The organism is Haloparvum sedimenti (assembly GCF_001462205.1).
GTDB classification, from domain to species: Archaea; Halobacteriota; Halobacteria; order Halobacteriales; family Haloferacaceae; genus Haloparvum; species Haloparvum sedimenti.
On sequence record NZ_LKIR01000116.1, the window covers coordinates 54400 to 67547 of the forward strand.

Consider the following 13148-nt stretch of genomic DNA (forward strand, 5'->3'; position numbering starts at 1 on the left):
ACGCATCGAGCGACAACTGCACGGCTGAGCCCGCATCGCGACGGACCGACCGCGCCGCGCCCCCCGCCGACTGCGCGGCGTCTTCTCCGGACGCTTCCTTTCTCAGCGTCGCGGCCGTCGCTCGAACCCCTCCGCGAGCGTCGCCTCCTCGACCGACAGCGTCGTCGGCCGGCCGTGCGGGCAGGCGAACGGGCGCTCGCACTCGCCGAGTCTGTCGAGCAGCGCGCGTGCGTCCCCGTTTTCGAGCGAATCGCCGCGCTTGAGCGAGGGGTGACAGGCCAGGTCCGCCAGCAGAGCCTCCCGTGCGTCGACGGGCGATTCGCCGCCAGCGAGCGCGTCGACGGCGTCCCGGAAGGCGTCGGCGTCCGCGGCGCGGCCGAACGGGGCCGGAACCGACCGGAGCCGAACCGTCCCGCCGCCGAACGCCTCGGCGTCGAAGCCGAGTCGCGCGAGCGCGTCGCCGTGGGCCTCAACCGCCGCGACCGCCGGGGCCGACAGCGACACCGTCACCGGCGGCTCCAGCGACGCGCTCGGGACCGCTTCGCCGTCGAACGCCCGTTGCAGGCGCTCGTAGTTGACGCGCTCGTGAGCGGCGTGGACGTCGATCACGACCAGCTCCTCGCCGGCGTCACACAGCAGGTAAAGACCGGCGTACTGGCCGATGGGCTCGAACGACGCGAAGGGGTCCGGCCCGTCGACCGGCGAGAGCGAGCTCTCGAGGTCGGTCGCCACCTCCGCCTTGCGCCGGAGGTCCGCGCCGGTCAGCGCGTCGCAGACCGCGGTCTCGACGGCGTCGGCGACCGCGTCGCCGGCCCGCAGGCCGACCTCGCGCTTCGCGGGGTGGACGTTCGGGTCGACCGCCTCGGGCGGCACCTCGACGGACACCGCCGCCACCGGCTCGCGACCGTCCGGCAGCAGGCGCCCGTAGCCGGCCCGGACCGCCCGCGCGAGGCTCACGTTCTCTACCGGTCGCCCGTTCACGGCGACGCGCACGTGGTCGCGCGAGGCGCGGGTGACCGAGGGGTACGCCAACGCGCCGGTCACGCCGACCTTCTTCTCCACCTCGTCGACCGCGACGCTGGCGTCCAGCGTCGTCGACTGACCGGCCACGTCGCGGTCGTACACGCCAAGCAGCGCGTCGCTCGCGCCGGTCCCCGGCGTCGAGAGCGTCTCGCGGCCGTCGTGGACGAGCGTGACCGCCACGTCCGGCCGCGCGAGCGCGTAGTCCGCCACGAGGTCGGAAATCCGCGCGAACTCCGTCTCCGGCCCCGCGAGCGCCTCCCGGCGGGCTGGCCGGTCGCGGAACAGGTCCTCGACGGTCACGGTGGTGCCGCGGGCGCGGCCGGCGTCCGACACCGCGACCTCGCCGCCGTCCACGACGACCCGCGTTCCCTGCGCGCCGCCGTCGCCGGTGACGAGTTCGAGCCGGGCGGCCTCGGCGATGGCGGGCAGCGCCTCGCCCCGGAAGCCGAGCGAGGTGATGCCGACCGGATCCTCGCCGTCCCGGAGCTTGCTCGTCGCGTGGCGCTCCACGGCCAGTTCCGCGTCCGCGCGGCTCATCCCGTGGCCGTCGTCGCGAACGCGGATCCGTTCCGTGCCGTCGCCCCGGACCGCGACCTCGACCCGCCCCGCGCCGGCGTCGAGCGCGTTGTCGAGGAGTTCGCCGACGACCCGCGCTGGACGTGTCACCACCTCGCCGGCCGCGATGCGGTCGACGGTCGCGTCGTCGAGCCGACGGACTCGGGTCCCGCCGTCCCTCTCGTCATCGGATCGGCTCTCCTCCGCCCGGTCGCTCATCGCTCCGCGCGCTCCTGCAGGTCGCGGAGCGTGTTCAGCGCCTCGATGGGCGTCGTGCGAGCGAGATCCAGTTCCCGGAGAGCGGCCAGCACCTCGGCGGCGGCCTCGTCGCGGTCGCCGTCCGCGCCGCGGCTCCCGGCATCGGCGCCCGACGGCCGGTCGGGACCGCCGTTCTCCGCGAACGCGTCCAGCGTGGCGTCGGCGGGAGCCGCGGCAGATTCCGGCGGCTCTTCCGGGTCCGCCGGCCCGGTCTCGTCCGCCGACCCAACCGATCCCTCGGTCGCCGAGGAACTATCGCCGTCCGATTCTTCGACGAGGTCGCGGGCCCGGTCCACGACCGCGGGCGGCACGCCGGCGAGCTCCGCGACCTCGACGCCGTACGAGGAGGAGGACGCACCGCGGGCGACCCGATGGAGGAACGTCACGTCACCGTCCTCGCGAGTGGCAGTGAAGTGGAGGTTGTAGATCCGCTCGCGGTCGTCGGCAAGGTCGGTCAGCTCGTGGTAGTGGGTGGCAAAGAGGGTGGTCGCGCCGAGCTCGTCGTGGAGAAACTCCGCGGCGGCGCGGGCGATGGCGCGGCCGTCCGTCGTCGCGGTCCCGCGGCCCACCTCGTCGAGCAGCACCAGCGCGTCGCCGGTCGCGTCGTGGAGGATCTCGGTCAGCTCGCTCATCTCGCGCATGAACGTCGACTGGCCGCCGGCGATGTCGTCGGAGGCGCCGACGCGGGTGAACACGCGGTCCAGCACCGGAAGTCTGGCCGCCTGCGCGGGGACGAACGACCCCACCTGCGCGAGCACGACCGCGAGCGCGACCTGCCGCATGTACGTCGACTTGCCGCTCATGTTCGGGCCGGTGATCAGCGCGACGCTCCCCCGCGGGAGGTCGGCGTCGTTGGGGACGAACTCGCCGGTCCGCTCCACGACGGGGTGTCGCCCGCCCTCGATCTCGATGCCCGCGTCCGGATCAGCGACGACCTCCGGACGGACGTAGTCGTGCCGCACCGCGACCGTCGCGAGCGAGGTCAGCGCGTCCGTCTCCGCCAGCGCGTCCGCGAGGGCCTGGATCCGGTCGGCCTCCGCCGCGATCGACTCGCGCACCTCCGCGAACAGTTCGTACTCCAGCGCGTCCGCGCGCTCGGCGGCGCCGACGATCTCCTCCTCGCGCTCCTTCAGCTCCGGCGTGTAGTAGCGCTCGGCGTTTTTGAGGGTCTGCCTGCGGCGGTAGTCGTCCGGCACGCGGTCGAGGTTCGCGTCGGTCACCTCGATGTAGTAGCCGTGGACCTGGTTGTGGCCGACCTTCAGCGAGTCGATGCCGGTCCGCTCGCGCTCGGCCGCCTCCAGGTCGGCGATCCACTCCCGCCCCTCGCGCTCCGTCGCGCGCAGGTCGTCGAGTTCCGCGTCGAACCCCTCGCGGATCACGCCGCCTTCGGTGATCTCCTGTGGCGGATCGGACGCGATCGCCCCCTCGATCAGCTCGCGCACGTCCGTGAGGGGATCGAGCCTGTCGTGAAGCTCGCGGAGGTGGTCGGGGCGCTCCGCGAGCGCGGGGTCCGCGTCGTTATCGCCGGCTTCGGCTTCTTCCCCACCGCCCGCGAGCGCAGTTCTTATCTCGGGGACGACCGCGAGCGTGGCCGCCAGCGAGCGCAGGTCGCGGGCGTTCGCCCGGCCCCGCGAGACCCGGCCGACGAGGCGTTCGAGGTCGTAGGCGGACGACAGCGCCTCCCTCACCGCGTCCCGGTCGAGCGAGCGGTCGGCGAGGTCGGCGACCGCGTCGTGCCGGGCGCCGATCCGGTCGACGTCCACGAGCGGGCGCCGGAGCCAGCGCTCCAGACACCGCCGGCCGAGCGCGCAGGCGGTCTCGTCGAGCGTGTCGAACAGCGTGTCGCTCGCGCCGAGCCCGCGGTTCTCGAACAGTTCGAGGCTCCGGCGCGCGGCCGCGTCCAGCCGGAGGTGGTCGCGCGGGTCGTAGCGCCGGACGCGCGTGACGTACTCCAGCGGGCCGTCGTCGCCCTGGGTGTACTCGGCGTACGCGAGCACCGCACCCGCGGCGCGAAGCTCCGCCGTGCTGGCGAAGCGGTTCTCGGGACCCGGGACGTACGGCTCCAGTCGCTCGCCGGCGGTCCGGCGCGCGAAGGCGTCGCCCGGCGCCGCGGTCGTCATCGGGTCCGCCTCCGTCTCCGACTGCGAGAAGGCCTCGACTCCGGGGCCGGTCAAAAGCTCCGCTGGGTCGACGCGGTCGAGCTCCTCCGCGACCGTCGCGCGGTCGCCGCCGGTGACCAGGCACTCGCCGGTCGCCACGTCGACCGCGGCGAGGCCGTAGGCGCCGTTCTGGTCTTCCGCCGTGTCCCGCGCGACCGCCGCGACGTAGTTCGTCGTCCCGGACGCGAGCAGTTCGTCCTCGACCACGGTGCCGGGCGTGATCACCTGCGTCACCGCGCGGTCGACCAGCCCGGATGCCTGCTCGGCGTCCTCGACCTGGTCGGCGAGCGCGACGCGGTAGCCGGCCTCCAAAAGCGAGTCGAGGTAGCCCGCGGCGTTGTCGATGGGAATGCCCGCCATGGGGTACTCGCCGGTGGAGTCCTCGCGCTGGGTGAGCGTCACCTCGCAGACGCGGGCCACCTCCTCGGCGGCCTCGCAGAAGGCCTCGTAGAAGTCGCCGACCTGGAACAGCACGAGGGCGTCCTCGTGGGCGGCACAGCAGTCGGCGTACTGGGAGAGCATCGGCGTCAGCTCGTCCCGGGCGGCCGCCATCCCGGGCGGGAGCCCGGTGACCGTCGACTGGTCCGCCGTTTGCATGCCAGCAACCGGGCGGCGGACGGAAATAAACGCCACGGACCGGCAACCCCGCGGCCGCGGACCCGCGGCGGGGCGCGTTTCTCAGTCGTCGCTCGTCGGAGTGCCGGACTCGGCGTCGGCAGCGTGGTCGGCGGTCCCCGATCCGCGCCGCACGACGAGCAGCGCGGCGACCGCGCCGACGACCGCGCCGACGAGCGCGACCTGATTGATCAGGCGCCACGTCGCGGTGTAGAGCACGAGATCGCGGCCGAGCAGCAACGTGAGAAACAGCAGCGCGAGGGCGGCGCCCGCGAGTCCGCGCGTCCGGCGCGCGACCGCGTCTCGGACCGCGGCGTGCGGAGTCAACACGACCGCCGAGAGCAGCCCGAGGTGCGCCAGCAGACCGGCGGCGTAGAACCAGCCCTGCGCGCCCGGCGAGTAGGTCAGGAGGGGGACGGCGCGGGACAGCAGCGCGGCGACGAGCAGGCCGCCGACGCCGAGGCCGAGCGCGCGCCGGAGGTGGGTCGCCGTCACCGCGCGCTCGTCGAGGAACGCCCACAGCGTCGCCAGCCCGAGCAGCGTGAAGATGGTCAGCGCGACGAGCAGGTGGGCGGCGTGCGTCGAGACGGTGTAGCCGCCGGGGACGAGCCCGCCGACCGTGACCGTCACCGCGCCGACGGTGATCTGGAGGGGGAGGATCGCGACTGCGGCCGTCGCCGCGAGTCGGACGCGCCGCTCCCGGTCGCCGAGCCAGGACCACGCCGCGAGCCCGATGATCATGAAGCCGGTGCCCATCGCCCAGACGCGGTGGAACCACTCGATGAAGTCGGGGTTGATCGTCAGCGCGGGGATGAGCTGGTCCGAGCAGAGGGGCCACTGCGCCTGACAGGCCAGCCCCGACCCCGTCGCCGCGGTGTAGACGCCCAGGCTCACGAGCGTCAGCGTGACCGCGGTCGTCGCCGCCGCGTACCGCCGGAAGGTCAGCCACGCGGGCCGTAGACTCATTGGTTCGGGGTCGGGTGTGCGCGCACTTAGACCGTTCGGGGATGGCCGACGCGCGGGAACGCGGCCGAAGGCGTTCGTGCGAGAGAACACGGACGAACGAGGCACGCGGGGGACGGACGCGGTTTTAACCCCCGCCGTCGTACCGGACGGACATGGAGACGCACGTCGTCCCGGTCGGCTTCGACTACGACCGGCTGATCGCCCCGCTCATCCGGGACCAGTTCGACGTGGACCGCGTGATCCTGCTCGAGGGGTCGGTCGGGAGCGAGGCGAACGTCGAGTACTCGCGGAACATCGCGCGCAAACTGGAGACGGACTTCGAGAACCTGCTGGGCGCGGAGACGGTCCGCGAGTCGGTCGCGGACGTGTACGACTACGACGCCGCCTTCGAGCGCGCGTTCGACCTGATCAACGCGGAGCTGGACGCCGGCCGCGACGTGTGGGTGAACGTCTGCTCGATGCCGCGCCCGGTCTCGTTCGCGTTCGCGACCGCGGCCCACTCGATCATGGTCGAGCGACAGGAGGACCGCGACCGCATCCACACCTACTACACCGCCCCCGAGAAGTACCTCGAGACCGAGCTCGCCGAGGAGCTCCGTGAGAGCCGCGACCTCCTGCAGGAGCTCCGGAACGCGGCCGAGGGCGCGGACGGAGCGGGCGGAGCGGACGCCGCGGACGGGGACGATAGCGCGGGCACCGCCGTCGACCGCGACCGCATCGAGCGCCGGCTCGCGAGCACCACGTCGCTCTTGGAGGAGTTCGACGAGCGCGGCACCACCATCGGCGCGAAGCGCATCGGCGACAACCACATCGTGGAGCTCCCGGTCGCCTCCTTCCAGAACGTCAAGCCGTTCGAGGAGCTCATCCTGTTCACGCTCGGCGAGCACGGCGAGTTCGACTCCGTCTCCGAGCTGGCGGAGACGCTCGCGGCCGACCTCAACGAGGAGTACACCGACTCGTTCCGCTCGAAGGTCATCTACAACGTCGACCGCCTCGGCCCCGGCGGGAAGGGCTACATCGAACAGGAGGCACACGGCAAGTCCCACCGGACCACCCTCTCCCGGATCGGGGAGCTCTGGGTCCGCTCACACGCCGATAATCGTGGGGAAACGGCTGAGTGAGCCGGGGACGACCGTTCGCAATACGCTGCTTTTAGAGCGATCAAGCGTGCTGCTGCGCTTGTTACCAACAGCCAGAAAGCCCTCGACCGCTCGCTCTACGCTTTTTCTGTATCAGTCGAGCGTTCTGCTGTCCTTGCCGCCAACAGCCAGAAAGCCCGCGACCGGCCTCGCCCTTTCAATCCGCCAGGACCTGGTTTGTGGTGTCGGTCGTCGCGGCCTGTCGCTCGGTGATTCGCCACACCGGCTGTCGAGGCAAGCGTGGCCTCACCCCTCCCCAGCCTCAGCCGATCGCGGCCTCCGCGTCGCTCCGGCCGCGGGCGGGTTCCACCGGAAATCGGAGATTTCCGAGCAGCCAGCGTGCAGTAGCGCGCTGGCGACCTCGCGCGCGTTACTCGCACGCGCCAGACGGTGGACAGCCGGCGAGGCGATGCGCTGTGAGGAAGCCGATTAGGCTGCACTCACGGCGGGAGTTCCGCCCGATCCGCGAAAAACGTTCGTTCGACGGCGGTGCAGTTGCTGTGCGGTTGGCGCGCGCCGCGGCGACCGCGGAGCGTGTCGCCGCGACCGCGCGAGGGAGGCGGCGGCGCGGCCGCCTGCGGTGTCTCCGGCGCGCTACCGCACGCCGGAGGCCAGCGAGAGCTCGTCTCTCGCGCGGCGTTGCGGTTTCGCGGCCGCGCTGCCGCCGAGGTTGGGGAGGTGTGAGGCTGCTGCGCGGTCGCGGTGCTGTGCGGTCGCGGAGCGGGGTGGGACTGAAAGGGGCAGTCGGCTCGATCCGGCCCCGACGCCTCAAGCACCGCAGCGAGCGGTGTCTTCGGCGCGCTACTGCACGCCGGAGGCTAGCGAGACGCGGTTTGTCTCGCCAAGCGGAGAGCGAGGAGCGCAGAGTGTGTCGCGGCCGGTCGAGCCGGCTGGGGCTTTCTGGGTGTTACCGTTCACAGCAGCAGGACCCACAACCGAGATAGATCAGTAGTAGAGAGAGCCGGCTGGGGCTTTCTGGGTGTTACCGTTCACAGCAGCAGGACCCATAACCGAGATAGATCAGTAGTAGAGAGAGCCGGCTGGGGCTTTCTGGGTGGTGCTGTTCACAGCAGCAGGATCTGCAGCAGAGCGCCACGCTGTATCGTCGTCGAGTATATCGCACACTCAGTATCCGCTCACGTCCAAGCGCAACGCCTGTTACCCCGGGGGCTGTGAGACCGCGTATGACCGTCTGTAGTGCGCCGGGGAAGGTCTACCTCTTCGGCGAACACGCCGTCGTCTACGGTGAGCCCGCGGTGCCGTGTGCCGTCGAGCGGCGCGCGACCGTCGCCGTGGAACCGCGCGACGACGACCACGTCCGCGTCACCGCCGAGGACCTCTCGCTGGACGGGTTCACCGTCGAGTACGACGGCTCGACCGAGGGCCGCCCGGACGTGGACGTCGAGCGGTCGCTCGTCGACGCCGCGATGGGCTACATCGACGCCGCCGTCGCGCAGGCGCGCGACGCCGCGGACGCGCCCGGGGCCGGCTTCGACATCACCGTCGATAGCGCGATCCCCCTCGGCGCGGGGCTCGGTTCCTCCGCGGCGGTCGTCGTCGCGGGCATCGACGCCGCGACGCGCGCGCTCGGCGAGCCCCTCCCGACGCGGGAGGTCGCGGAGCGCGCCTACCGCGCGGAGTTCGAGGTGCAGGACGGGCAGGCCTCGCGCGCGGACACCTTCTGCTCGGCGATGGGCGGCGCGGTCCGCGTCGAGGGCGATGACTGCGAGCGCATCGACGCGCCGAACCTGCCGTTCGTCGTCGGCTTCGACGGCGGCGCGGGCGACACCGGCGCGCTCGTGGCGGGCGTCCGCGAACTGAAGGAGCGGCACGGATTCGCCGCCGACACCGTCGAAGCGATCGGCGACGTGACCCGCGAGGGCGAGCGCCTGCTCGCCGACGCCGACGCCGAGCGGCGCCCCTCGCCGGACCTGCTCGACGAGCTCGGGGAGCTGATGGACTGCAACCACGGGCTGCTGTCGGCGCTCGGCGTCTCCGCGCGCTCGCTGGACGCGATGGTGTGGGCGGCCCGAGAGGCGGGCGCGTACGGGGCGAAGCTCACCGGGGCGGGCGGCGGCGGCTGCATCGTCGCGCTCGACTCGACCGACAGGACCGAGACCGCGCTCTCGTTCACGCAGGGCTGTGAGGAGTCGTTCCGCGCCGAACTGGCGACCGAGGGCGTCCGCGTGGAGGGCGAGTGATGGCCGACGACGCCGCGGCCGCCGGCGATTCCTCCGCACCGCCCGCGGACGCCCCCGTCGTCCTCAAGCTCGGCGGGAGCCTGATCACCGAGAAGGACAGCCCCGAAACGCTGGACGAGCCGGCGCTCGACGCCGCCTGCGACGCGGTCGCCGGCGCGCTCGCGGACGGCGCGGTCGACCGGCTCGTCGTCGTCCACGGCGGCGGGAGCTTCGGCCACCACCACGCCAGCGCACACGGCGTCTCCACCACCGCGGGCACACACGACGCCGCCGCGGTGGCGGACATCCACGGGGGGATGAAGCGGCTCAACGCGCACGTCCTCGAGCGCCTCCGCGAGCGGGGCGTGCCCGCGGTGCCGGTCCATCCCCTCTCCGCCGGTGCTCGGGACGCCGAGGGGGAGCTGACGCTCCCGCTGGAGGCGACCGCGACGCTGCTGGGCGAGGGGTTCGTCCCGGTGCTCCACGGCGACGGGATCGCGACGGTCGGGGAGGGCGTCACGGTGCTGTCGGGCGACGAGATCGTCGTGTCGCTCGCGGAGGGTCTCGCGGCCGACCGCGTGGGGGTCTGCTCGACGGTTCCCGGCGTGCTCGACGCCGATGATGCGGTGATCCCGGCGATCGACGACTTCGACGCGGTCGCGGACCTGCTCGGCGCGAGCGACGCGACGGACGTCTCCGGCGGGATGGCCGCGAAGGTTCGTGAACTGCTGGCGCTCGACCCGCCCGCGTTCGTGTTCGGCCCCGACGAGCTGTCGGCGTTTCTGTCTGGCGGCGACCCCGGAACGCGGATCGAGTAGCCGTCGACGCGGCGGTCCGCCGACCCGCAACGACGCCCGTTCCCGCTCGAACGCCCGGTTACAGAACCCTTATTCGGCTCACTCCCCTCGCCTCGGACATGGACGAAGCCGCGGTACGTGACCTCCTTCGGGAGGTCGAGGATCCGGACCTGGGCGACGACATCGTCTCGCTCGGGCTGGTGAACGAGCTCGAGGTGGACGGCGACGCCGTCTCGGTGTCGCTTGCGCTCGGTGCGCCGTACGCCCCCCACGAGACCGAGATCGCGGAGCGGGTGCGCGAGGTCCTGACCGCGGAGGGGCTCGAACCGCGCCTCTCGGCGTCGGTCCCCGAGGAGTTCTCGCCCGCCGAGCAGGTGATGCCGGGCGTGAAGAACGTCATCGCGGTCGCCTCCGGGAAGGGCGGCGTCGGCAAGTCGACGATGGCGGTCAACATCGCCGCCGGCCTCTCCGAGATGGGCGCGAAGGTCGGCCTCTTCGACGCGGACATCTACGGCCCGAACGTGCCGCGGATGGTCTCGGCCGACCAGCGGCCGCGGACGGACGGCGACACCATCACACCGCCCGAGCAGTACGGCATGCGCCTGATGAGCATGGACTTCCTCACCGGCGAGGACGACCCCGTCATCTGGCGCGGCCCGATGGTCCACAAGATCATCACGCAGCTCGTCGAGGACGTGGAGTGGGGCGAGCTCGACTACCTGATCATGGACCTCCCGCCGGGCACCGGCGACACGCAGCTCACCATTCTCCAGACGCTCCCGCTGACCGGCGCGGTCATCGTCACCACGCCGCAGGACGTGGCGCTCGACGACGCCACGAAGGGGCTCCGGATGTTCGGCAAACACGACACGAACGTCCTCGGCATCGCCGAGAACATGTCCGGCTTCAAGTGCCCGGACTGCGGCGGGTTCCACGAGATCTTCGGCGCCGGCGGCGGCAAGGAGCTCGCCGAGGAGCAGGACCTGCCGTTCCTCGGCGGCGTCCCGCTCGACCCCGACGTGCGCACCGGCGGCGACGGCGGCGAGCCCGTGGTGCTGGAGGGGGGCGAGACCGCGGACGCGTTCAAGGTGATAACCGAGAACGTCGCGAACAACGCCGGCGTCGTCCGCCGGCGCGAAGTGAGCCGCCGGAGGTAAGCGATGAGCGAGGAGGGCACCGGAACGGACGGCGACGCCACCGGGGCGGAAGACGATCCGGACTGGGAGATGGCGCCGGACTCCGATGTCGAGTTCCCGCCGGACGACGAGAAGCGGGAACTGCTCCGCGCGGTCGCCGAGGACGTCCGCGGCGACAGCTCCGAGAGCAGGCAGGTCGCGGCGATCCTCTACCGCGTCTCCGACCTGTATGACCCGGACGAGGACACCTCGCCCGAGGAGATCTACCTCAACGTCCGCCACATCATGGACATCAAGGCGCAGGGCGGCATCGACCGGTAGGCGTCCGTCCCTCGACAGGCTCAGGCAACGCGACCGGGGGAGACAAACCGACCGGAGAGCCCGCCAGCAGGCGCGTGAAGCGGTCACACGCCCGACCCCCCTTCGACGGCTTTAAGGGCGGCATGGGCCACTATCCGATGAGACAGGCTTCGCCTGTTTCACTGACCCGTAGGAGCTACCTGCGTACTACGGAGGTGAAAAATGGCAGACACAATAGAGGAGGCAGTATCTCAGGCTCTCGACGAGGCCCCCGAGCGGAACTTCCGCGAAACGGTGGACCTCGCGATCAACCTTCGAGATCTCGACCTCAACGATCCGTCGAACCGCATCGACGAGTCCGTCGTGCTGCCGGCTGGAACGGGGCAGGAGACACAGATCGTCGTCTTCGCGGAGGGCGAAACCGCCGTCCGCGCAGAGGAAGTCGCTGACGAAGTGCTCGACAGCGACGACCTCGAAGACCTCGGAGACGACGACGACCGCGCAAAGGACCTGGCCGATGAGACCGACTTCTTCATCGCCGAAGCCAGCCTGATGCAGGACATCGGTCGGTACCTCGGTACCGTCCTCGGTCCGCGCGGGAAGATGCCTACCCCACTGCAGCCGGACGACGACGTCGTCGACACAGTCAATCGGATGAAGAACACGGTCCAGCTCCGGTCCCGCGACCGCCGCACGTTCCACACGCGCGTCGGCGCCGAAGACATGTCCGCGGAGGACATCGCGAGCAACGTGGACGTCATCATCCGCCGTCTCGAGGCCGACCTCGAGAAGGGCCCGCTCAACATCGACGGGATCTACGTCAAGACGACGATGGGTCCCGCGGAGGAGGTCCCGGTATGAGCTCCGTCCGCCAGACCGAGACGATCCCCGAGTGGAAGCGCGAGGAGGTCGACGAGCTCGTCGACTTCATCGACTCGTTCGCGTCCGTCGGGATCGTCGGCGTCGCCGGCATTCCGAGCCGCCAGCTTCAGGCCATGCGCCGCGAGCTGCACGGCTCGGCCGACGTCCGGATGAGCCGCAACACGCTCGTCGTCCGCGCGCTGGAGGAAGTGGACGAGGGCGTCGAGCAGCTCACCGACTACGTCGCCGGACAGGTGGCGCTCATCGGCACCAACGACAACCCGTTCGGCCTCTACAAGCAGCTCGAGGCCTCGAAGACGCCGGCCCCGATCAACGCCGGCGAGGTCGCCCCGAACGACATCGTCATCCCCGAGGGTGACACGGGGGTCGACCCCGGGCCGTTCGTCGGCGAACTGCAGACCGTCGGCGCCGCCGCGCGCATCCAGGAGGGCTCGATCCAGGTCACCGAGGACTCGAAGGTCCTCGAGGAGGGCGAGGTCGTCTCCGACGACCTGGCCAACGTCCTGACCGAACTCGGCATCGAGCCGAAGGAAGTCGGGCTCGACCTGAAGGGCGTCTTCTCGGAAGGCGTCCTCTTCGAGCCGGACGAGCTCGCCATCGACGTCGACGAGTACCGCGCGGACATCCAGTCCGCCGCGGCCGCGGGCCGCAACCTCTCGCTCAACGCGGAGTACCCGACCGCCGCCACCGTCGGCACCCTTCTCGCGAAGGGCTCCGGCGAGGCGAAGTCGGTCGCGCTCCACGCGGAGGTCGAGAGCCCGGACGTCGTGCCCGACCTCGTCGGGAAGGCCGACGCCCAGCTCCGCGCGCTCGCCGCCCAGATCGACGACGAGGAGGCGCTGCCGGAGGAGCTGCAGGGCGTGGAGGCCGCGCCCGCCCCGGCCGCCGACGAGCAGGAGGAGGAACAGGCTGACGAAGAAGAGACCGCATCCGAGGACGCCGACGACGCCGCCGACGACTCCGACGAGGAGGACGACGACGGCGGCGAGGGCCTCGGAGCGATGTTCGGATAACCCACACGGAGATCACAACAATGGAATACGTTTACGCTGCGCTCATCCTGAACGAGTCGGGCGAAGAGATCAACGAGGACAACATCACCGGCGTGCTCGAAGCCGCCGGCGTCGACGTCGAGGAG

Annotated in this window: 10 protein-coding genes and 1 pseudogene; 8 read left to right on the plus strand and 3 right to left on the minus strand. The window is 71.5% G+C overall.

All coding sequences use genetic code 11. The annotated features are described in order from the left end of the window. Positions 1-102: 102 nt before the first annotated feature. The 3 genes from mutL to AN233_RS06740 form a co-directional block, all read right to left on the minus strand. Complete coding sequence (gene mutL, locus AN233_RS06730) at positions 103-1797, minus strand: DNA mismatch repair endonuclease MutL (protein WP_058366032.1); 1695 nt, start codon at positions 1795-1797, stop codon at positions 103-105. Next, complete coding sequence (gene mutS / locus AN233_RS06735; RefSeq protein ID WP_058366033.1) at positions 1794-4592, minus strand: DNA mismatch repair protein MutS; 2799 nt, start codon at positions 4590-4592, stop codon at positions 1794-1796. The genes mutL and mutS overlap by 4 nt, the downstream gene beginning before the upstream one ends. An 81-nt stretch (positions 4593-4673) precedes the next feature. Further along, complete coding sequence (locus AN233_RS06740; protein ID WP_058366034.1) at positions 4674-5576, minus strand: COX15/CtaA family protein; 903 nt, start codon at positions 5574-5576, stop codon at positions 4674-4676. 152 nt (positions 5577-5728) lie between these two features. Here AN233_RS06740 and AN233_RS06745 point away from each other — a divergent pair, with 152 nt between their 5' ends. The 8 genes and pseudogenes from AN233_RS06745 to AN233_RS06780 all read left to right on the plus strand — a co-directional run. Then, a complete protein-coding gene (locus tag AN233_RS06745) occupies positions 5729-6697 on the plus strand; it encodes an HFX_2341 family transcriptional regulator (RefSeq protein ID WP_058366035.1) in 969 nt (322 codons plus the stop codon). Between the two features lie 1202 nt (positions 6698-7899). Further along, complete coding sequence (mvk, locus tag AN233_RS06750) at positions 7900-8916, plus strand: mevalonate kinase (RefSeq protein WP_058366036.1); 1017 nt, start codon at positions 7900-7902, stop codon at positions 8914-8916. Then, complete coding sequence (locus tag AN233_RS06755) at positions 8916-9713, plus strand: isopentenyl phosphate kinase (RefSeq protein WP_058366037.1); 798 nt, start codon at positions 8916-8918, stop codon at positions 9711-9713. The genes mvk and AN233_RS06755 overlap by 1 nt, the downstream gene beginning before the upstream one ends. A gap of 98 nt (positions 9714-9811) precedes the next feature. Beyond that, positions 9812-10849, plus strand: a complete 1038-nt coding sequence (locus AN233_RS06760) for an Mrp/NBP35 family ATP-binding protein (RefSeq protein ID WP_058366038.1) — start codon at positions 9812-9814, stop codon at positions 10847-10849. Positions 10850-10852: 3 nt separating this feature from the next. Then, positions 10853-11149 carry a hypothetical protein gene (locus tag AN233_RS06765; RefSeq protein WP_058366039.1) on the plus strand — a complete coding sequence of 99 codons (297 nt, stop codon included), beginning with the start codon at positions 10853-10855 and terminating at the stop codon, positions 11147-11149. Positions 11150-11350: 201 nt separating this feature from the next. Continuing rightward, complete coding sequence (locus AN233_RS06770) at positions 11351-11989, plus strand: 50S ribosomal protein L1 (RefSeq protein WP_058366040.1); 639 nt, start codon at positions 11351-11353, stop codon at positions 11987-11989. Continuing rightward, positions 11986-13023 carry a 50S ribosomal protein L10 gene (locus AN233_RS06775; RefSeq protein WP_058366041.1) on the plus strand — a complete coding sequence of 346 codons (1038 nt, stop codon included), beginning with the start codon at positions 11986-11988 and terminating at the stop codon, positions 13021-13023. The genes AN233_RS06770 and AN233_RS06775 overlap by 4 nt, the downstream gene beginning before the upstream one ends. 20 nt (positions 13024-13043) lie before the next feature. Next, positions 13044-13148, plus strand: a pseudogene (locus tag AN233_RS06780) (50S ribosomal protein P1); the annotation flags it as partial.

Excerpts from the sequence above, each read along its gene's own strand:
- AN233_RS06755 (WP_058366037.1), top strand. The coding sequence starts at position 8,916 with ATGGCCGACGACGCCGCGGCCGCCGGCGATTCCTCCGCACCGCCCGCG.
- AN233_RS06765 (WP_058366039.1), top strand. The coding sequence starts at position 10,853 with ATGAGCGAGGAGGGCACCGGAACGGACGGCGACGCCACCGGGGCGGAA.
- mutL (WP_058366032.1), bottom strand. The coding sequence starts at position 1,797 with ATGAGCGACCGGGCGGAGGAGAGCCGATCCGATGACGAGAGGGACGGC.
- mutS (WP_058366033.1), bottom strand. The coding sequence starts at position 4,592 with ATGCAAACGGCGGACCAGTCGACGGTCACCGGGCTCCCGCCCGGGATG.
- AN233_RS06775 (WP_058366041.1), top strand. The coding sequence starts at position 11,986 with ATGAGCTCCGTCCGCCAGACCGAGACGATCCCCGAGTGGAAGCGCGAG.
- AN233_RS06740 (WP_058366034.1), bottom strand. The coding sequence starts at position 5,576 with ATGAGTCTACGGCCCGCGTGGCTGACCTTCCGGCGGTACGCGGCGGCG.
- mvk (WP_058366036.1), top strand. The coding sequence starts at position 7,900 with ATGACCGTCTGTAGTGCGCCGGGGAAGGTCTACCTCTTCGGCGAACAC.
- AN233_RS06745 (WP_058366035.1), top strand. The coding sequence starts at position 5,729 with ATGGAGACGCACGTCGTCCCGGTCGGCTTCGACTACGACCGGCTGATC.
- AN233_RS06770 (WP_058366040.1), top strand. The coding sequence starts at position 11,351 with ATGGCAGACACAATAGAGGAGGCAGTATCTCAGGCTCTCGACGAGGCC.
- AN233_RS06760 (WP_058366038.1), top strand. The coding sequence starts at position 9,812 with ATGGACGAAGCCGCGGTACGTGACCTCCTTCGGGAGGTCGAGGATCCG.